The 19,055-nt window shown below is 41.7% G+C and carries 20 protein-coding genes; 11 read left to right on the plus strand and 9 right to left on the minus strand.

The genetic code is table 11. The features are described 5' to 3' along the window. Positions 1 to 9: 9 nt before the first annotated feature. The 6 genes from VBD025_RS06015 to gvpQ form a co-directional block, all read right to left on the minus strand. A complete protein-coding gene (locus VBD025_RS06015; protein WP_430790268.1) occupies positions 10 to 264 on the minus strand; it encodes a gas vesicle protein GvpG in 255 nt (84 codons plus the stop codon). Beyond that, positions 264 to 1,028 (minus strand): GvpL/GvpF family gas vesicle protein, encoded by a 765-nt coding sequence (locus tag VBD025_RS06020; RefSeq protein WP_430790270.1) that lies wholly within the window; start codon positions 1,026 to 1,028, stop codon positions 264 to 266. Before VBD025_RS06020 ends, VBD025_RS06015 begins: the two co-directional genes overlap by 1 nt. A gap of 9 nt (positions 1,029 to 1,037) precedes the next feature. After that, positions 1,038 to 1,928: a gas vesicle protein GvpN gene (gene gvpN, locus VBD025_RS06025; protein ID WP_430790272.1), complete on the minus strand. Its 891-nt coding sequence runs from the start codon at positions 1,926 to 1,928 to the stop codon at positions 1,038 to 1,040. 34 nt (positions 1,929 to 1,962) lie between these two features. After that, positions 1,963 to 2,223, minus strand: coding sequence for a gas vesicle protein GvpO (gene gvpO / locus VBD025_RS06030; protein WP_430790274.1), 261 nt, complete (start codon positions 2,221 to 2,223; stop codon positions 1,963 to 1,965). 96 nt (positions 2,224 to 2,319) lie between these two features. Further along, positions 2,320 to 2,601, minus strand: coding sequence for a gas vesicle structural protein GvpA (gene gvpA, locus VBD025_RS06035; protein ID WP_430790276.1), 282 nt, complete (start codon positions 2,599 to 2,601; stop codon positions 2,320 to 2,322). 41 nt (positions 2,602 to 2,642) lie between these two features. Then, positions 2,643 to 3,197, minus strand: coding sequence for a gas vesicle protein GvpQ (gene gvpQ, locus VBD025_RS06040; protein ID WP_430790278.1), 555 nt, complete (start codon positions 3,195 to 3,197; stop codon positions 2,643 to 2,645). Positions 3,198 to 3,632: 435 nt separating this feature from the next. On the opposite strand from gvpQ, the gene VBD025_RS06045 reads away from it, so the two are divergent. From VBD025_RS06045 to VBD025_RS06060, 4 genes are all read left to right on the plus strand, one after another. Next, positions 3,633 to 4,136 (plus strand): competence protein ComK, encoded by a 504-nt coding sequence (locus VBD025_RS06045; protein ID WP_430790280.1) that lies wholly within the window; start codon positions 3,633 to 3,635, stop codon positions 4,134 to 4,136. A 475-nt stretch (positions 4,137 to 4,611) separates the two neighbouring features. Next, positions 4,612 to 5,469: an efflux RND transporter periplasmic adaptor subunit gene (locus VBD025_RS06050; protein WP_430790282.1), complete on the plus strand. Its 858-nt coding sequence runs from the start codon at positions 4,612 to 4,614 to the stop codon at positions 5,467 to 5,469. A 6-nt stretch (positions 5,470 to 5,475) separates the two neighbouring features. Next, positions 5,476 to 8,532, plus strand: a complete 3,057-nt coding sequence (locus tag VBD025_RS06055; RefSeq protein WP_430790284.1) for an efflux RND transporter permease subunit — start codon at positions 5,476 to 5,478, stop codon at positions 8,530 to 8,532. A 125-nt stretch (positions 8,533 to 8,657) separates the two neighbouring features. Beyond that, positions 8,658 to 8,960: a hypothetical protein gene (locus VBD025_RS06060; protein WP_430790286.1), complete on the plus strand. Its 303-nt coding sequence runs from the start codon at positions 8,658 to 8,660 to the stop codon at positions 8,958 to 8,960. Between the two features lie 252 nt (positions 8,961 to 9,212). Here the strand turns inward: VBD025_RS06060 and VBD025_RS06065 are convergent, their stop codons facing one another. The 3 genes from VBD025_RS06065 to VBD025_RS06075 form a co-directional block, all read right to left on the minus strand. Next, positions 9,213 to 9,674 carry a threonine/serine exporter family protein gene (locus VBD025_RS06065; protein WP_430790288.1) on the minus strand — a complete coding sequence of 154 codons (462 nt, stop codon included), beginning with the start codon at positions 9,672 to 9,674 and terminating at the stop codon, positions 9,213 to 9,215. Between the two features lie 6 nt (positions 9,675 to 9,680). Beyond that, the gene (locus VBD025_RS06070; protein ID WP_430791288.1) at positions 9,681 to 10,418 is read right to left on the minus strand and encodes a threonine/serine exporter family protein; all 738 of its coding nucleotides are present in this window, start codon (positions 10,416 to 10,418) and stop codon (positions 9,681 to 9,683) included. A 381-nt stretch (positions 10,419 to 10,799) separates the two neighbouring features. Next, positions 10,800 to 11,225, minus strand: coding sequence for a DUF2935 domain-containing protein (locus VBD025_RS06075; protein WP_430790290.1), 426 nt, complete (start codon positions 11,223 to 11,225; stop codon positions 10,800 to 10,802). Between the two features lie 347 nt (positions 11,226 to 11,572). Here VBD025_RS06075 and VBD025_RS06080 point away from each other — a divergent pair, with 347 nt between their 5' ends. The 7 genes from VBD025_RS06080 (at position 11,573) to VBD025_RS06110 (ending at position 19,017) form a co-directional block, all read left to right on the plus strand. Continuing rightward, complete coding sequence (locus VBD025_RS06080; protein WP_430790292.1) at positions 11,573 to 12,298, plus strand: ABC transporter ATP-binding protein; 726 nt, start codon at positions 11,573 to 11,575, stop codon at positions 12,296 to 12,298. Between the two features lie 3 nt (positions 12,299 to 12,301). After that, complete coding sequence (locus VBD025_RS06085) at positions 12,302 to 13,318, plus strand: ABC transporter permease (protein WP_430790294.1); 1,017 nt, start codon at positions 12,302 to 12,304, stop codon at positions 13,316 to 13,318. 16 nt (positions 13,319 to 13,334) lie between these two features. Then, positions 13,335 to 13,937 (plus strand): TetR/AcrR family transcriptional regulator, encoded by a 603-nt coding sequence (locus tag VBD025_RS06090; RefSeq protein ID WP_430790296.1) that lies wholly within the window; start codon positions 13,335 to 13,337, stop codon positions 13,935 to 13,937. A gap of 270 nt (positions 13,938 to 14,207) precedes the next feature. Beyond that, positions 14,208 to 15,281, plus strand: coding sequence for a glycosyltransferase family 4 protein (locus VBD025_RS06095; protein WP_430790298.1), 1,074 nt, complete (start codon positions 14,208 to 14,210; stop codon positions 15,279 to 15,281). A gap of 116 nt (positions 15,282 to 15,397) precedes the next feature. Continuing rightward, positions 15,398 to 16,204, plus strand: a complete 807-nt coding sequence (locus tag VBD025_RS06100) for a hypothetical protein (protein ID WP_430790300.1) — start codon at positions 15,398 to 15,400, stop codon at positions 16,202 to 16,204. A gap of 193 nt (positions 16,205 to 16,397) precedes the next feature. Next, complete coding sequence (locus VBD025_RS06105; protein WP_430790302.1) at positions 16,398 to 17,483, plus strand: acyltransferase; 1,086 nt, start codon at positions 16,398 to 16,400, stop codon at positions 17,481 to 17,483. A 76-nt stretch (positions 17,484 to 17,559) separates the two neighbouring features. Then, the gene (locus VBD025_RS06110) at positions 17,560 to 19,017 is read left to right on the plus strand and encodes an APC family permease (protein ID WP_430790304.1); all 1,458 of its coding nucleotides are present in this window, start codon (positions 17,560 to 17,562) and stop codon (positions 19,015 to 19,017) included. Positions 19,018 to 19,055: the final 38 nt, after the last annotated feature.

Raw genomic sequence — 19,055 nt, forward strand, 5'->3', positions numbered from 1 at the left:
TTCCTCGCTTTACTCCCGCTTAGTATATTCATTCCACTGATCCATTTCGCGCTTTTTGGCGATTTCGTAACGGACAAGCAGCTCGTCTTCCTGTGTTTTATAGGCTTCTTCATTAATCTCTTCCAGCTCATACATCATTTGCAGGTGAATCAATTTTTTTTGGATGTGTTCCAAATCATAAAACTCTCTATCCACTTCTTCTTGCACCTTTTCTCCAATTTTCACTACGAGATTTAATGGGGAAGTGAAGAGTTTCTGAATCATTACGTTTCCTCCACCTTTAGTTTAATGTTAATGAAGTTATATGCTGGCCAAGGACCAGTATATTTGAAGTCCACTTTATCATTCCACTTATCATGAAGTTCATTTACCTTTTTATCGAATGCTTCTTCTTTACCGCGATCGATTAAATATGCAGCATTCAACAGCATTTTTTCACCAATAGGATCGTTGACTTTTGCAGATTCGGTTAGTGGAGTAAGCTTCTCGTGGATATCTTTCTTGATATCATCCTGAAGCTTTTGGAAAAACTCTTTAGCCATTTCACCAAGCTGTATCCGGTCAAAATATCCAGCATCCTCAGATTTTCCAGCAACTATTTCCTTTTGTTTCAACACTTTTTCGTTTTTATGAATCTCTTTTTCAAGCCAATCCTTCTTGCCTACGACTTTTAAACCTACCTCTATTTTCCCTTTTACTTGAGGGAATAAACTTTGGAGTTGCGGGTAGATACTTTTTAATAATGCAACCACATCATCTTCTGTTTTAAAGACATTTCCGAAACTGATGGGAATAACCGTATCCATTCGCTCCATTACATTTGAAATGACGTTTTGATGCATCATCAGGTTCTCTTTTTTGGGGGAATAGATTTTCATTGGAACCTCAGCTACGATCATAGCTGCATCCTTATAATGAACCGTGTACGTTTCCTGTGTGCCCTCGTCAAATTCCACCGAGCCAAAATTCAAATCCGTTTTTTCAGTCTGAACGCCACAAAAGACGTATATTCCAGTTTCCGTATCCATATAATCACCTTACTTTATTTTTTTAAATTCTGTTTTTAATTTACTGATGAGCTTTGATTCGTCCATATCACTGGATGTCTGGAGTGGAAACCATACAATATCAAAGCATAAGTCCCAGAAATCTTCACTGGACCCTTTAATGGGAACCTTATAACGCTTGGCCAATTCTGCTATCATTAATGAAGCACGAAGGCCAGGTCCATATCCGGACTGCTTTTGTGAACACAGCTCCCGTGATTTTGAAACAAAGTCAACAATCGTTTCCGCTTCATGCTGGGATATCCCTGTTTTACTCACAACAGCTTTAATTTCAGATTCGACATCCATTTGATCGAGCGGCAGCGTAATCATTCTGTCCAGTAATGCATCCTGCGATTGAAAAACACCAGCATACTCAGCTGGATTACTGGTGAAAATTACTGCAAAGTCTGGATGGACTTTTACAAGTGCATTCTTTCGCTTTGTTCCATATAGAGGTAAAATCCGCTCTTCTAATATAGGAAGAAAAATATTGTTTGACTCCGGCTTAGAACGTGTGAATTCATCATAGACTAAGGTGTAACCGTTTTTAATTGCTTCCAGTAACTTACCGTCAGTCCATGACTCTGTTACATTTTCTTCTGTTTTGTGAACGGTACGAACGAAATTGTCTTTGACCTTATTGCTTTTATAACCGGTAAATGCACCAATCAGGTCCTGGTTTGATAAGTCCTTGTTTCCATTCAACAGCATTACTGGTCGTTTTCGCTGCTTAGCAATATGCAGTGCGAGCGTTGTTTTACCTATACCTGATGCACCTGTGAAATGGATTGGATATCCAGAAGAAAGGTACCTTAAAGAGCGCTTGATTAGTCGCTTATAATAGGTTGATTGCTGATATAATTCATTTGCATGTGACATGATTTCCTCCTATTATTATCGTAAGTATGACCGGTTATGCTTGTTGCTCTTCAAGAACGCTGCGATAACGTAAACTAATTCGAGAAAATCCAACTACTTCTTCATCGTCATCCAGAAATACTTCATACAATCCAATCATTTGGTCGTGCGCATATTTTTTCATGTAATCTTTTTCTTCAATTACTTCAACTAATACACGCCATCCACCTTCTTCATGTTGTTTTACGGAGATTATTTTATGAGGTGGGGCAATGTTTTCATTGAAAAATACTTTAACTTCTTCCATAATTTTCATTTTCCATCACGCATCCTTATTATTTAGTTATTTAAAATAAGTTAGAACATGCAAGAGGACCAGCCTCTTGCATCTCCAACTACTACCTATAGTTTATTAGGCATGAGCTTCTTCTTCATCGTAGCCAATACTGTTTGAGCGTGCAGATAAGCGATCGGCGAGGCCGTCCTCTTCTACTTCGTCACGCAATAGTCCAACTGCTTCCGCATAACGTAACCAAGTGTCAACACTTGCTACAACGATTCGTGCTTCAACTGTAATCAATTCAATTCCTACTACTGACACACGTACAAATGCGTCAATTACGATACCCTTGTCCAAAATTCTGTCGATAACTTCTGCTAAACTTGAACTATCTGTTGATTTTTGTATAGCCATAAGAATGTATCTCTCCCTTTATATGATTTTCTATTCACTATTTAGCCATTTAGGCTTTTAATAGATGATGCCTGCTTTATATCTTTTGGTCCTTTAATATTATTGGAGCTTTTAATTTGTGTAGAACTCTTGATACTATTCACTCCTTTAATATCGCCGACACCAGATATTCCATTTGTTGAACCTGTTTTTTGCTTCAGCTTCTTCTGAAAAGATTCACCGGCATCTTTCACACCTGAAATTTTTTCGCGAAGCTTTAATAGAGCGCCTTGGGCTTTTTCTTCCACTTTTCCTGCGTTTGCATGAACCTGTTCAGCGTTTTCATTTTTCTTCTTTTGCAAACGCCCCGCTGCAGCGTTTACCTTTGCCTGCATGCCTTCTTTCATTTTGGCCTGCATTTGATCAGCCATTTCGGATTTAACTTCTTTTTTAGCCGATTCCTTCAGATCAGTCGGATCGTCTGCGCGTTTTATAACACGTTTTACACGCTTATGAACCTTAGGAATCATAAGAGTAGAAGCAGCGGCTAGGGTGGAAAGACCTCCAACAAGTACAGTTGCGCCGGTACTATCTTTGTTCTTCTTAGGTGCATCCATACGTAACCTCCTTTATCAAAAGCCTCCAAATAAGTGAAATTACGATAAATTTTTCACCAAAGGCTACCCGTTTCCTATTAAATACCCATGTGGTTGAAAAAGAAACTAGTCCAAAATATACCATGGAAATAATAGGCTGATTCTGTAACAAAAAATGGTCTGAAAAAAGCGGTCTGATTAAGAGTGGCATGAGAAGTATTACAATTGTGACAAACACATTATATTTGAATAAAGTACAAAAGACTTACTAAATTTAAAGAATTGATAGAAAATATTACCTAGTAGTAGTACAATAGTATTAATTAAGCAGGTAGGTAAGTATAAAGCCTTTCTTCCTGCATAAGTGCAACTATGCTTTCGCCGCTAAAACTTGGCGATTAGCCAAATTTACTAACAGTGAAATAGCCTCATTTAGGGGCGTGTGAGGTGCGGAGTGTGAAGGTTACGAAGTCGGTATTTATTATTACGCAAACAACGAAGGCAATTATTTCAGAGGATTCCACTTATTATCGTTCACTTATTCTGGAAGGTGTAAAGGAACGTCATTCCCTTCATAAGCCAGAGCAGATCATCGACAATACGTGCCTGTTGTATGGCTCTACGCTTGCTGGCAGACGAGCTGCAGTAAAGGATATCTTGAAAATAACGAACAAAATTCCAGTACCAGTCATTCCGGATAAAGGCGTTTACATGATGCCGACTGCATCTACTAAAAATAAAGACTGTGCCTGGCTATCATATGACCACATTGATTTTTATGAGCAACGGGATGGGAAAACATTCGTTGGGTTTAACGATGGAAGCGGACTATATGTAAATGCATCGGTCAGCACAATTGACATGCAGTATAAACGAACAAGCCAGCTCATCGTAAAACTGAACCGAGCCATCCTATTCGGCCGCCGAACCAACCCATTTTACCAGAACATCCACAACTAAAATGAGGCAATTGAAAAAGTTACATGTGGTAAAGGTTAATGTGGATCTGCGATCGCATCTTTGAATATACTTCGCTTTCCGCGGGCACGGCTGCAGTCTCCTCGGATAAGCAAATACCGCTTTCCTGCGGGGTCTTCAGCTCGCGCTGTTCCCGCAGGAGTCTACGTATATTCGAAGATGCTAAGTTAAAATGAGAAGTAAACGTTCAAAGATCTACCACTTTTTCAGTGACCGTAACTAATACCGCCGAGAGGCGGTTTTTTCATTGAGCATAATTACCAATAATCTCCTAAATGTACCAGGCACGGCCCGAATTATGTCGAATAATAGTCGGAGAGGGCAGTTCGCTTGAATATGTGGGGCTATAGGGGGTAAAATGAGGTATCTTATATTGAAAATTTTGTTTTTGCTTTTATACATAGTTTTAAATAAGTTTCAATTGAATGAAGTGACTCGACCTGGGAGGAGTTTACATATGAAAAAGTGGAAGATGGCAATTACAGCACTGCTCATTTTTACTGTGCTTGCAGCGTGTAATCAGGAAGAAGATAAGACTGCGGATAAGCAGGAAACAATTACCGCCGTTGAAACGAGTCCAGTCAAAAAAGAGGATCTAATTATCGAGCATTCTCTATATGGACGTACAGCACCGGTAAGCTCGACACCAATCATCCTTCAGATGCCTGGCGAGATCACTAATCTTGAAGTTGAAAACGGTGACAAAGTGGATGAGGATGATACCATCGCAACCATCCAAACCGCTCAAGGAAAACAAACAATTTACGCACAAGCAGCTGGAGAAATCGCACAGCTGCAGGGTGACGAGGGAACGATAGTAAACGCTGAGAAGCCGCTTGCGTTAATTGTAGATCTGGAAGAACTACTATTGAAAGCAGCCGTTACCGCCGAATCAAGGTCCCTTTTTGAAGCAGGAAAGAAATATCCCATTACGATCAACAATACGAACATCGAAGGCGAAATCACCTCGGTAGGCACACTGCCAAATGAGGCAGGATTATATCCAATAGAAGCAAGCATCAAAAACGAAGACAAGACATTACTTCCTGGCATGGTTGCGGAATTAATTGTTCCTGAAAACACAATCCAGGATGCGCTAATTATACCAACCGAAGCTGTCGTGGAAGAAAGCGGCAAGACGTTCATTTATATCATCCAGAACGACAAAGCAGTACAGAAGAAAATCGAGATTATCGATACACAATCAGATGTTACAGCTGTTAAAGGTGAACTCAAAAAAGATGACCAAGTTGTAACAAGCGGCACATTGACGCTGACTGACGGAGCAAAAGTCAATGTAGTGAAAGAGGGGTAATGCACGTTGAAGTTAGTAAATACATCCGTAAAACGGCCGGTCGGTGTCATTATGATTGTTCTTGCCATTCTTGCACTCGGCGTCGTATCGCTTCGCAGTTTGACTATTGATCTTTTCCCGGAAATCGAACTGCCTATCGCAGTTGTAGCGACTTCTTACGAGGATGCTGCTCCACAGGAAGTAGAAAAGTTAGTAAGTCGTCCAATTGAATCTGCTATTAGCTCGGTTGAAGGAGTTGAAACGATTCAATCCCGGTCACAGTCTGGTAACTCGCTCGTCATCATGATGTTCAGTAATGGCGTCAACTTAGATCAGTCGCTGATTGATGTAAGGGAAAAAATTGATCAGGTTAAGAGCTTTCTTCCAGAAGGAGCGGGAGATCCGAGTGTTTTACGATTCAGCCCGGATCAGCTGCCGGTTATGTGGGTTGGTCTAACAGGAAAAGACCCTGCAGCATTAACCGCGGTAGCCGAAGATCAGATAGTTCCATATATAGAACGCCAGGGCGGCGTCGCGTCGGTATCGGTTGAAGGTGGAAAAGAGCGGGAAATTCAGCTCATTCTCGACCAGGCAAAGATGAAACAATATGGCGTGACCGCACAGACCCTTGTCCAGTCCCTGAACAGCACCAATCAATCGGCATCGGCCGGTTCTGTTGATAAAGGCACCCAGGATCTGCAAATACGGATTACTGGCGAGCTCGAGTCGGTTGAAGATATTAAACAAACGATTGTACAAACGGATGCAGGCGCAACAATCCATATCGAGGATGTAGCCGAAGTTGAGGACACGTTTAAACAAGCAAACGCATTAACCCTGGTAAATGGGGAACCATCGATTGTATTGTCCGTCATGAAGAAGTCTGATGGCAACACCGTCGACGTCGCAACAAATGTTAAAGAAGCAATGAGCGAGCTGAACGAAGAGCTTCCATCTGATGTAGACCTGGACGTGATCATCGATACATCTGAGTTCATTGAGCTCTCCATCAAATCGGTTGTGCAAAATATCATTATTGGAGGAATCATTTCCTTCTTTGTCCTGCTGTTATTTCTGAAAAGTCTTCGCGCGACGATCGTCATTGGATTATCGATCCCAATCGCAATCATCGCGACGTTTACTCTAATGTATTTTACCGGCGAAACACTGAACGTCTTAACGCTCGGTGGATTGGCGCTTGGAATTGGAATGATGGTCGACAGCTCAATCGTTATTTTGGAAAATATCTACGCTTACAGACAGAAGGGTTACAGCTTGTATGACTCCGCAACTAAGGGAGCTTCCGAGCTTGCACCAGCGGTTATCGCGTCAACGACGACTACATTGGTTGTGTTTCTGCCGATCGTATATGTGGACGGGGTGGCCTCAGATTTATTTACGCCGCTCGCACTCGCGGTTTCCTTTTCATTAATCGCATCGCTCGTAGTGGCGGTAACACTCGTCCCAATGCTTTCATCCAAACTGCTGTCAAAAGCGATGGAAGGAACCGGACGCAGATACTGGTTTGACCGCTTGATGGATCGTGTTTATGCAGGTTATCGAAAAGTATTAAAATGGGTACTCAAGCATCGGAAAACAACGGTTGCAGGAACATTTATAGCGATAGTAGCAAGTCTTGCGTTATTCCCATTAATCGGTGCCGAATTTATTCCATCCTCCGATCAAGGACAAGTCGAAATCATTGTGGAAACGGAACCAGGCAGTTCACTCGAACATACGGAATCTATTATAATGGAAACTAATGAAAAGCTTGCAAGCTATGATGACGTTGTGGAGACAAGCTACGTAAGTGTAGGCGGGGGAGGATTTGATCCCACAAGCACAAGCGTAAACACTGGCACCTATACGATTCAATTGACACCTTCCACAGAACGAGAAAGCACAACATCAGACATCGTTCAGAAAATAAACGAAGATCTGCAAACAATAAGCGGAGCTGAAATCACCGTGAGCGTTGTCGGTGGTGGTTTAAGCACAGGAGATCCAGTTCAAATTCAATTGAACGGTCCAGAGAATGAAGTGCTGGCAGATTTGTCTGAGCAGGTAGTAAACACAATTAAAGAAGTAGAAGGTGTCTATAATCCGGAATCGTCTGCTTCAGACGGTATCCCGCAAATGACGCTGACGATAAACGAAGACAAAGCCGCCATGTACGGCTTAAGCGAACAACAGATTATCAGTCAGGTTCAGCTGCAATTCACCGGACAAGTTGCGACACAGTTCCGCGCGGACGGTAATGAAATGAGCGTCGTACTCATGTATCCGGAAGACGAACGCAGTACAATTAATGATCTGCAGGATATGAAAATACAATCACCGGCAGGATCCGAGGTAGCACTTGAGACGGTGGCGCAATTTGAAGAGGTTCAGGGTCCGGTTACATTGGAGCGGGAAAATCAGCAGGCACAAATGAGCGTAACAAGTGAGATTGTTGATCGTGACCTGGCAAGTGTGGTCGAAGATATTGAGGCAAAATTAAGTAACTTAAATCTGCCAGAAGGTTACAGCTATCAAATTGGTGGCGATGCACAGGATATGGCAGAGTCATTCCGTGACCTGTCGATCGCGCTAATCTTTTCGATATTCCTTGTTTATGCAGTAATGGCCGTACAATTTGAGAATTTCTTATTCCCGTTAATTATCATGTTCTCCATGCCGGCAACGGTTGTAGGCGTCATGGTTGGCCTGTTTGTGACCGGATTGCCATTGAGCATACCAGCGTTCATTGGGGTCATCATGCTCGCCGGGATCGTCGTCAACAACTCCATCGTGTTAGTCGACTATATCAATATATTGCGGCGAAAAGGAGTCGACCGGTACGAAGCGATTTTAGAAGCGGGACCAAGCCGCCTGCGTCCCATTTTGATGACTACGTTAACAACCATATTGGCAATGATTCCATTAGCCATGGCGCTCGGTGAAGGCGCTGAAACCCAGCAGCCGCTTGCTGTTACGATCATCTTCGGACTTGGTATATCAAGTATCTTTACATTACTATTAATTCCAGTAGTTTATACGATGCTGGACGATTTAACTGCAAAAATAACCAGACGAAATAAGTAGGCGAAAGGTTTTCTGCACAGGCAGGAAACCTTTTCTTCTTGGTAAACGTACTAGTAGTATGTTTTATTTGTTCCTATTAAAGGAACACTAACAATTGACACCATAAGAAGAACGGAGGTAATCACATGTCAGTATCACGAATTATGCGATTGGTCACAGGTGGATTTGAGGCGTTCCTGGCAATCCCGCTTATTGGAGCACTATTTATCATGGGACAGGGCTATATGCCATTGGTTGTCATGTTTATTCTGCACATCATCACGTATATTTTATCAAAAAATGATAACGCACCAACCGTCGGAAGTGTTTTCGGAATCATCACTTCACTCATTGCGTGGATTCCATTCGTCGGAATCACCATGCACATTATCACCGCAGCAATATTGTTATTCACAGGCGCAATGTCTGATAAAAAAAGAACATATTAAGTGTGGGAACTTGGGCAAACCAGCCGGGTTCTTTTTTCGGTTTTTAATTGAGTGGATATCCGCCGATCCATAGGGTTAACGGCCATTATTTATCGAATAACAGCCAGTTTCGAAATATAACGGCCACATTTCGAAAAATAACGGCCAGAACCTCGATTATATCGGCCGAGCGAGCCCCAGCTAATCAAGACACAGCCACTTAACCCATCCATCAAAAAAACCGACTCGCTTATCAACCGCAAGTCGGTTTTCCTATGATTCCATTCGTTTCTTCAGCTGTTTTCGAATAATCTGGTTTGCTACCTCGGAAAACATTAGTCCAATTGCGATACCGCCCGAAAGCAGCATAACTTTGGCTGACAGCTCGACAGCAGTAAAATAATCATTTTGAACAAAATTCCGCATGGCGTCATAGGCGATACCGCCGGGTACCAGCGGAATAATTCCGGATACGATGAATACAATAATCGGCGTCCTGAAGTAGCGGGCACAGATCTGGCTGAGCACAGCAACTAACATCGATGCGAGGACCGTTGCCGGGACAGCGTCCATCCCACCATCGACAAGCATGTAATACAAAATCCAGCCAAGCATCCCGATGAGACCAGCCTGAATAAGCGATTTCTTCGGAGAATTAAATAACACGCCAAACCCTGCTGCAGCAACAAAACTTGTCGCAAGCTGTGCAATGATCATAACCAACACTCCTTCCATACTAAATTAAATGAATGCAAACACTACCGCAACGCCAGCGCCGATCGCAAATGCTGTAAGTACCGCTTCCACACCTTTGGAAACACCTGCCACCAAATGGCCTGTCATCAGATCACGGACGGCATTTGTGATATGTAATCCCGGTACGAGCGGCATGACGGCACCAATGATGATCTTATCCAATTCGAGACCAAGACCGCTTTGAATAAAAAATACGGCCAGCAATCCAATGGCAAGTGACGCAATAAACTCTGCAATGAAGCGGGTTTCCACCAATCGATTAAACCAAATAACCGCAGCGTATCCAACCCCTCCTGCTGCAAACGATGGCATGAAATCTGGCCAAGTTCCGCCAAACATTATCGTAAAGCATCCTGCAACAAAGGCAGCCGCAACAACTTGAATCCATTCAGCGTAAACCACACGATCCTGATCCACTTCCTCTAGCAGCGCAAGCGCCTCAGATAAGACAAGCTCATCACCGGTCAGTCTGCGGGAAATACTGTTTACCTCCGTAATTTTATGTAAGTCGGTAGACCGCTCTGAAATCCGGATAAAATTCGTCTTTTCCACCCGGTCCACTGAAAAAATAATCCCAGTCGGCGTTGCATAACTCTGCGCATTCGATAGCCCGTACGCCACCGCAATCCGGTTCATCGTATCCTCTACCCGGTACGTCTCCGCACCACTTTCCAGCATTATTTTGCCTGCAAGCATGCAGACCTTTGCAATCGAAATATCCATATTCAAGCGAAACACCCACTTTCCCAAAAAAATACCCGTTCCATTTTTTGCTATCTCATATTATAGCACGCGATATTGGTAAGAAGACAGTATTACTGAAATTGGTCTGCGAGTGGCCATTGAAAATGTTACATGTGGTACAAAATAAGTGTTTACGGAGCGCGCCTTAGGGAACGGATTCTACTTCCTTATGGGAAAGACACCAACAAACTCAGTCCGGAATTACATATATCCGGGAGGATTCAGATTAGAATCGGGCGTCAACGTGTTAAACTAAGGAGAAACCTTCTCAAACTCGGGCGCCAACCTCTCAAACTCAGGACACACCGTATCTCAATCCCACAAAACGAATGCCCCTACACTCCGTCGCGGCACACCAATCTATTGTTCATATAAAATAGTTTGAGCAATTCCAATGAAATATTCCGACTCATCAATTATATGATCCATAACTGTTTTGGCCATCGGGTTATCAACAACCGCTTTACTTTCACTTTTTATTTTTCGGCAAAATTGTATGAATGCCACACTTTCCTGTAAACAAAATGACGCAAGGTCCAGCACTTGCTGGGATAGCTGTGGAGAAATCTGATCCTTACTTCTGATTACTGACTCGATAAACCGTTTAACATGCTGCTTTGTCGTTATCAAAACATCCTCCCATCGCGCCAGCCCCGTCACAAATTCCTCCTCTAAATCTGGCAGTAACTCCCGAATCACCACCGTGTGCTCGGATTCCTGCTCTTTCCAGAACTCCGCCTCGTCCAGCACCCGCAATGGCCACTGACTTCCATAATAATACTGCACGCCGTCCACCCCTTATATGAAAATTCACATCTATAGAATGTATGTCTTATTTAAATAAATAATGAACAAAAACCCATCCGGGTAAAAACCGCGCACCAATCAAGCATTTTCGCGCACCATCAGGCATAAATCGCGCACTAAACGAGTCAATACGCGCAGTCTCCCTCAAAAGTCGCGCACCTTTCCAGGATTATCGCGCATCATCAATCGAAATTCGCGCACCGCTTACCAAAAGTCGCGCACCAACACCGCGATTACGCGCCACCCAAAATCCACCTATTTACAAAACACCCACCATCAATTAAAATAAAAGTGAGTAATCACTCACATGTAAAAGGAGGATACACATGTCTGCCTTTATTGAACTGAACAACATACAGCATAATTACAATAAAGAAGTTGTTTTAAAAGAAATCAATCTCACCATCCCGCGCGGTCAATTATTTGGGCTGCTCGGTCCATCTGGATCAGGTAAAACAACATTGGTGAAAATTATCATTGGACTGCTGAACCCGACCAATGGGACGGTGATGGTCGACAGCAGTAAAATGCCTTCATTGAAACAGATGCAGAACATTGGCTATATGGCACAATCAGACGCGCTCTACAGCGAGCTGACCGCTAAAGAAAATCTGGAGTTTTTTGCAAGTATCTATGGAATTCCAAAAAAAGAACGGAAAGAACGTTTGGCCGAAGCGGCGCAAATTGTAAACCTGACCGATCATTTGCATAAACCGCTCGATAAGTATTCAGGCGGAATGAAACGACGTATGTCACTTGCGGTCGCGCTGATTCACAAACCATCGTTGCTTATTCTGGACGAACCAACTGTCGGTATTGATCCTGTTCTCAGAGCATCAATATGGCAGGATCTAAAGAAGCTGCAGGCAGCGGGAACTACGATTGTTATTACAACGCACGTAATGGACGAAGCGGAAAAATGCGATAATCTGGCACTTCTGCGCGAGGGATATGTGATTGCCCAGGGAAGTCCGGACGATTTGAAACAAACAAGCGAAACCAAGACATTAGAAGATGCATTTTTATATTTTGGGAAAAAGGTGGAGGTGTAGAGAATGCGAATTCGTGCCATTATCAAACGTATCGTTCAGCAATTCCTGCGTGACAAACGCAGTATCGCCCTCATGCTGGTAGCGCCGCTGTTCGTCATGACGCTATTATGGCTTGTACTTGATATGGATAACTATGAACCGACCATAGCGATTGGCGATGTCCCACCGCAAATGCAGGAGGTACTTGAAGAACAGGATGCGATCATAAAAGAAATGTCTCAAGCCAAAGCACAGAAGGCATTAAGCGAAAATAACGTCGACGCATACATCAACTGGAACGAAGGGAAAGTCGAGGTTACAATGGAAGGGAGCAACCCGACCGCGAGCTCCGCTGTTAAACGGGTGTTAAATAACGCAGCGAAACAGGCAAATCCAAACGCACTAGACCTGGAAATTAGTTTTGTCCACGGTTCAACCGACCTGAACTTATTTGATAATACTGGACCAGTTCTAATCGGATTTTTTGTCTTCTTTTTCGTATTCATCATAGGCGGAGTTACTTTTCTGAGAGAACGGACGCAGGGAACTCTAGAACGCCTCTTGGCGACGCCGTTAAAAAGATGGGAAATCGTTGTAGGCTATCTATGCGGGTTCGGAATTTTTATCATCATCCAATCGTTAGTACTTGTATCTTTTTCGGTCTACGTGCTGAACATTTATATGGAAGGTGAATTCCTTACCGTTCTGGCGGTTACACTATTGCTGGCATTAACGGCACTCAGCCTTGGAACTCTGCTATCTGCATTTGCAAAAACAGAATTCCAGATGATTCAATTCATTCCGATTGTCATCGTGCCGCAAGTCTTCTTTTCCGGTATTTTTCATATCGAAGAAGGCAGCTGGATGGATCTGCTTGGCCACATCATGCCACTATCATATGGCGCCGAGGCATTGCGCGAAGTCATGATTCGCGGCCAGGCAATCAGCGACATTCTAACAGAACTCGGAATCATCCTTGGATTTTCCGTCGCATTTATCATTCTCAATATCCTGGCACTGAAAAGACATCGTAAACTGTAAGCAGGAGGTACCATCTATGACACCAAAGCAGGAAAAAATCATCGAAGCAGCAATCGAGCTTATCGCAGAAAAAGGGTATCATAATACATCAACAAGTGAAATCGCCAAGAAAGCAGGGGTGGCGGAGGGAACGATTTTCCGCCATTACCGTACGAAGAAAGATTTACTCGTGGCGATTGTTTCTCCCGTAATTATGAAATCAACGGTGCCAATCATGGCAGAAAAGTTTGTTAACCAGGTATTTCAGCAGCCGCACACGAGCTTTGAGGAATTATTGGAGATTTTTATCCGGAACCGTTTTGAGTTTGTGAAATCAAATATCCCACTGATCCGGATTCTAATCCAGGAACTTGCCTTTCATCCGGATATCCAGGCTTCTTTTAAAGAAGCATTTCTTACTAAAATATATCCAGCAGTAAGCAAAGCATTGGATTTTTATAAAAATAAAGGTGAAATACAACAGGCACTCCCGAATGAAACAATTCTCCGCATGATTGGTCCCACTATACTCGGGTTTATCGTTACCAGATTTATTGTGCAGCCGGACAAAGACTGGGATGACGAAGCGGAAATACAGCATACGGTAAGCTATATCATGGGTGGGATTGGTACGACTTAATGTATAAAAGCCATACAGTTAAAATCGCGCAGTGACGCAGCATTTTCGCGCATCATTAGCCAGAATTCGCGCACGATCCAGGCGGAATCGCGCACTACACAGGCAGAAACGCGCGGCCACGCCTGGAAATCGCGCGCCCGACACGCAATATCGCGCGCACCCCACTCCCAACCAAACCCAATTTAAAACTTCCAACTATCAAAGATAAGTTGCGCAACATCGACATTTTTCGCTATAATCAAAGGTAATATATTCATCTAGGAGAATTCCATGGGGAACTACGTCGATTTATCAATCGCATTTCTAATTGCGCTTATTGCAACTTATCTATTAACCTATCCGGTTAAAAAGCTCGCAATCAAACTCAGCGTAATGGACTTTCCAAACCACCGGAAAATGCACAAAGCAATAACACCAAAGCTTGGCGGATTAGCCATATTCCTTGGTGTTATTTTGGGTGGGTTTTATATCCAGCCTCACCACGAACACCTTCCGGAAATCTTCTTTGGAGCCCTGGTTATTCTTCTCACAGGGGCAATCGACGATAAGTACCAGGTCAGACCAGTTATCAAACTGACTGGACAGCTGATCGCCGCATCTTTTCTCATCTCGTCCGGTCTTATTATTGACCAAATAACAATCCCCCTGTTTGGCATGGTCGATTTAGGGCTTGCGAGCGTGCTTGTGACCGTTCTATGGATAGTGGGCATTACTAACGCCATTAACCTCATCGATGGCTTAGACGGACTCGCAACAGGCGTCTCCACCATCGCTTTGATCAGTATGTTCATCATGGCAATGATCGATGCCCAACTGGTTGCCGCATCGATCTGCATTATCCTGATCGGCGCCAATATCGGGTTCCTGTTTCACAACTTTTATCCGGCAAAAATCTACATGGGTGATACTGGTTCAAACTTTCTTGGTTATGCCATCGCAGTAGTTTCGATGCTCGGGTTGTTCAAAAACATCACGCTCTTCAGCTTTATTATTCCGGTTATCGTCCTTGCCGTTCCAATCTTTGATACCCTTTTTGCGATTGTCAGACGAGCATACAATAAAGAAAATATTATGCTTGCCGATAATAAGCATATACATTATCGACTCATAGAAGCGGGGTATAGTCATCGGAAATCAGTCCTTATTATTTACGGATTTAGTGCGATGTTTGGTGCCACGGCAATTTTATTTTCAAATGCCCAACCGTATATCACGCTGCTTGCCGCTTTTTTAATCGTCCTCATAATGCATGTTTTTGCAGAGTACGCAGGGATTGTACTTAATGGCAAGAGACCAATCGTAAACAGTATGCGAAAGTTACTTAAACGGAAAAGGAATAAGTAAGCATATGAAGTTTTCGACATATTACAAAAAAATCATACAAATTTCTTAGAGGTAATTTACATCCGATGATTTGTTTTATATGATGGAAGAAACTAGAAAATATTTGGAGGTGTGATATGGATAAGCAATCAAAACGAAAAAAAATATTAATAAGCGTTAACATCTTCAGTGTCATTGCTATTATTTCTATAATATTGTTACATAATTTTAATACACAGAACATTACCCTCCAACAAGAATCTGCAGATAAGAACGAACGTGATGATGACAATCCCAGTTCAGAAGAATCGACAATTGATTTTAAGTTATTACCAAAAGCTGAAAAAACATCTGAAGATATGAAACTGGATGTTGTAGAACCTGAAAAACAAGAGGAAGAACAGGAACTGGAACAAGTAAAAATATCAGAGGATGAAGAACCTGAAACTACACAAGATGTTAGCAATCCTACCTCGGTTGAAGATAAAGGATATAATGAAGGCCGACCAAAAGAGGATACGACCTATACTGCAGAAAGTTCCTCAGATACTAATGAAGAAGTAACAAGCACAAATCCGGAAGGTTCACATTCAGAATACAAACCTACACCAGAACCTGAACCTGAACCAGAGCCGGAACCAGAACCAACACCAACACCCGAACCACAACCGGAACCTATACCAGAACCAGAACCAACCATGAAACAAAAGGTACAAAATTTATTGCCTGGATACGATGTTTCTGGTGATAATTCTCAGATCAGTATTTTTAAAGGCGACGGACTAATTGCAAATCTTTATCGTGGCAAAACATTACAATTGAATTCTTATGATAATCTAAGTGTAGCCAGAGCATTGGGTGCGAATGAAAATGAATTACAAGCAGAAATTTCAAAAGCTAAGAAAAATGGATATAAGTCGATTTCAATAGATGTCAATTTTTGATCTGGTTAAAAAGGTGAAGTAGCAATTTTTATCTTGCTGGTTCACTATTTTTTGGTAAATACTTATTATCGAGTTACCCCCATTGATTTTAGATTCTATTCGAAAATATTAAGGGTTTCAAAAAAATAGAAGATTTCTGTTTTGCATATAGACTTAACGAACAACAAGGTATATCAGAGGATGTGCATTCAAAGTGGAACGTAACTACAGTATTGATTTTGTTAAATTTTTCGCAATATTTTTGGTCGTAACCATTCATACAGGAACGGTTAGCGGTATTTATTTAGGAAATGTAAATGGAGACAATATTGATTTTGTAATAGATTCATTTGCCAGATGTGCGGTGCCGTTTTTCTTTATTACTTCTGGCTATCTTTTTATGCAGAAGATGAATAGTATTCAAGCAGATCGAGAGGGAAATGTAGGTAAGAAACAATTTTCCTATTTAAGAAAATATATTTTAAAACTCGGATTACTCTATTTTTCCTGGTTTATCTTCTACTTTTTATATGAACTAATTATAAACATCGTGGAAACAGAAAAAAGCGCAGAGGCACTAACAGCTATGTTTACTGATTTTATAGCAAGCTTTCCGCTAATAGATATCTTCTATTATGGTTCGGACGTACCGCAATACCATTTATGGTTTTTATTAACATTGATCTGGTCAGTTATCGTTTTATTTACATTTATGAAATTGCGACTGGTCAAGGTTTTATTTTTCCTCGGACTTGCTTTGCATATTTATGGGCTATTTGGTCAATCTTATTCAACGTTTTATGAGGTGCCTTACAATACGAGAGATGCAGTGTTTTTTGGTATATTTTATATAACCTTAGGTGGGTTGTTTGCAAAGTATAGTAATCCATTGAAACATTTAGCAGATAGCATTAAAAATATTGAATATATAATTTTAATCGTTGTATTATCTATTACTCAAGTAGTTGAAGCCTATATAACAATGGTATTACTAGAAGGAAATGCTCAAAATTATTTTGTTACAACCATTCCCTTAATATTTGTGATATTTTTGGCGATTGTAAAGCACCCTAGTATTGGAAAAAACTCATTTATATCAAAAATTGGGGCAAACGCAGTAGGTATTTATGTTTCTCATGTATTTATTATGAAGTTTATCCGTTTTATTATGTATAAAAATGAACTTAGTGAAATTCAAAATACATTAATCTGGAAACTGACTTTTACTCCAATGGTATTTATAATTGCCTATTTTTTCTATGCCGGTCTCCAAAAACTTAAAAAACGAGTGAAGAACTAGCAAATAAATTGCGGAAACAGTCGAACTTTGTTATAAAAGAAAGACGTATCAAAGTTAATTTAGAAGGAGACGAAGCATGGAAGAACGAACGAGACTTAAAAAAACATTAAAACCCCACTGGGTATGGGCTATTGCTCTTGGGTCATCAATTGGTTGGGGTGCATTTGTACAGCCGACTGTTTGGATGAGCGGAGCAGGACCATTAGGTGTTATCATAGGGTTCTTAATCGGGGCAGCGCTTATGATGCTGATCGCCGTTAGTTACGGATTCTTAATCAAGAGCTTTCCGGTATCCGGGGGAGAATTTGCTTATGCATTTGTCAGTTTAGGACGAACGCATGCATTTATTTGCGGTTGGTTCCTGACACTTGGATATATATGTATCGTTGCTTTAAATGCATCGGCATTTGCTTTAATGTTCAAATTTATTTTCCCGCAGATAATTGAAAACCTGCACTTATACCAAATAGCTGGCTGGGATGTCTACGGAATGGAAGTATTGATAGCATCCATTGCTTTACTCGTATTTGGATATTTAAATATTCGCGGAACTGGCCTATCTGGCCGTATGCAGTTTATTTTTTGCGTCATTATGTTAGTTGGCGTATCGCTAATTACGGTATTAATAGGAGGAAATCCTGGCACATCACTAGCTGATATTAAGCCATATTTCCCGTCGAATACGACAACGTTCGCTGCAATTATTTCAATCGTAGCAATCGCACCGTGGGCATACGTTGGATTTGATAACGTCCCACAGGCAGCAGAAGAATTTAACTTTTCATCAAAAAAAGCATTCTCCTTAATCATATTAGCAATACTATTCTCAGCGCTTCTCTACAGCTTTATGATTCTTGCAACTGCAATGGCGAGTCCATGGCAGGCAATGGCAGAAGCTGGTCACATCTGGGGAACGGCAATAGCAATCCAGGAAATACTTGGAACATTTGGTCTCGTAATTCTGGCAGTCGCGTTAAGCATGGGGATATTCACTGGACTTAATGGATTTATTATTTCAGCAAGTCGTTTATTATTCGCGATGTCACGTGCGAAGATCTTACCAGATGTGTTTTCAAAAGTACATCCGAAATATAAAACGCCATACGTTGGCATAATTTTCACCGCCATCGTTGCAATGTTTGCCCCATGGTTTGGACGTCAGGCGTTATTATGGGTAGTAGACATGTCGTCGATTGGTGTTTCAATTGCGTATTTCTACACATGTTTCACAGCGTTCAGTATCTTCAAATGGTCGATGGCAAGCGATTTTAACGCAGCAAAACATGTAGTTGCGCCAGGTAAGAAGTTTATCTCTGTTATAGGGATGCTAGCAAGTTTAACCTTTATCGGATTATTATTAATTCCAACCTCTCCTGCATTTCTCGGAGTGGAATCACGAATTGCGTTGCTTGCGTGGATCATTCTAGGAGTAATATTCTATCTATCCAGACGTAAAGAGTTCAACAAGATTCCAAAAGAAGAGCTAAACTATTTAATCCTTGGCAACAAAAAAATAGACGTAGAAGAAAAATGATAAAAGTTTAATCGCTGAAGTAGACAGAAAAAAATCCT

The organism is Virgibacillus flavescens, from assembly GCF_050574275.1.
Classification (GTDB): domain Bacteria; phylum Bacillota; class Bacilli; order Bacillales; family Amphibacillaceae; genus Virgibacillus_F; species Virgibacillus_F flavescens.

Excerpts from the sequence above, each read along its gene's own strand:
- VBD025_RS06015 (WP_430790268.1), bottom strand. The coding sequence starts at position 264 with ATGATTCAGAAACTCTTCACTTCCCCATTAAATCTCGTAGTGAAAATT.
- VBD025_RS06020 (WP_430790270.1), bottom strand. The coding sequence starts at position 1,028 with ATGGATACGGAAACTGGAATATACGTCTTTTGTGGCGTTCAGACTGAA.
- gvpN (WP_430790272.1), bottom strand. The coding sequence starts at position 1,928 with ATGTCACATGCAAATGAATTATATCAGCAATCAACCTATTATAAGCGA.
- gvpO (WP_430790274.1), bottom strand. The coding sequence starts at position 2,223 with ATGAAAATTATGGAAGAAGTTAAAGTATTTTTCAATGAAAACATTGCC.
- gvpA (WP_430790276.1), bottom strand. The coding sequence starts at position 2,601 with ATGGCTATACAAAAATCAACAGATAGTTCAAGTTTAGCAGAAGTTATC.
- gvpQ (WP_430790278.1), bottom strand. The coding sequence starts at position 3,197 with ATGGATGCACCTAAGAAGAACAAAGATAGTACCGGCGCAACTGTACTT.
- VBD025_RS06050 (WP_430790282.1), top strand. The coding sequence starts at position 4,612 with ATGAAAAAGTGGAAGATGGCAATTACAGCACTGCTCATTTTTACTGTG.
- VBD025_RS06060 (WP_430790286.1), top strand. The coding sequence starts at position 8,658 with ATGTCAGTATCACGAATTATGCGATTGGTCACAGGTGGATTTGAGGCG.
- VBD025_RS06065 (WP_430790288.1), bottom strand. The coding sequence starts at position 9,674 with ATGGAAGGAGTGTTGGTTATGATCATTGCACAGCTTGCGACAAGTTTT.
- VBD025_RS06070 (WP_430791288.1), bottom strand. The coding sequence starts at position 10,418 with ATGGATATTTCGATTGCAAAGGTCTGCATGCTTGCAGGCAAAATAATG.
- VBD025_RS06080 (WP_430790292.1), top strand. The coding sequence starts at position 11,573 with ATGTCTGCCTTTATTGAACTGAACAACATACAGCATAATTACAATAAA.
- VBD025_RS06085 (WP_430790294.1), top strand. The coding sequence starts at position 12,302 with ATGCGAATTCGTGCCATTATCAAACGTATCGTTCAGCAATTCCTGCGT.
- VBD025_RS06090 (WP_430790296.1), top strand. The coding sequence starts at position 13,335 with ATGACACCAAAGCAGGAAAAAATCATCGAAGCAGCAATCGAGCTTATC.
- VBD025_RS06095 (WP_430790298.1), top strand. The coding sequence starts at position 14,208 with ATGGGGAACTACGTCGATTTATCAATCGCATTTCTAATTGCGCTTATT.
- VBD025_RS06100 (WP_430790300.1), top strand. The coding sequence starts at position 15,398 with ATGGATAAGCAATCAAAACGAAAAAAAATATTAATAAGCGTTAACATC.
- VBD025_RS06110 (WP_430790304.1), top strand. The coding sequence starts at position 17,560 with ATGGAAGAACGAACGAGACTTAAAAAAACATTAAAACCCCACTGGGTA.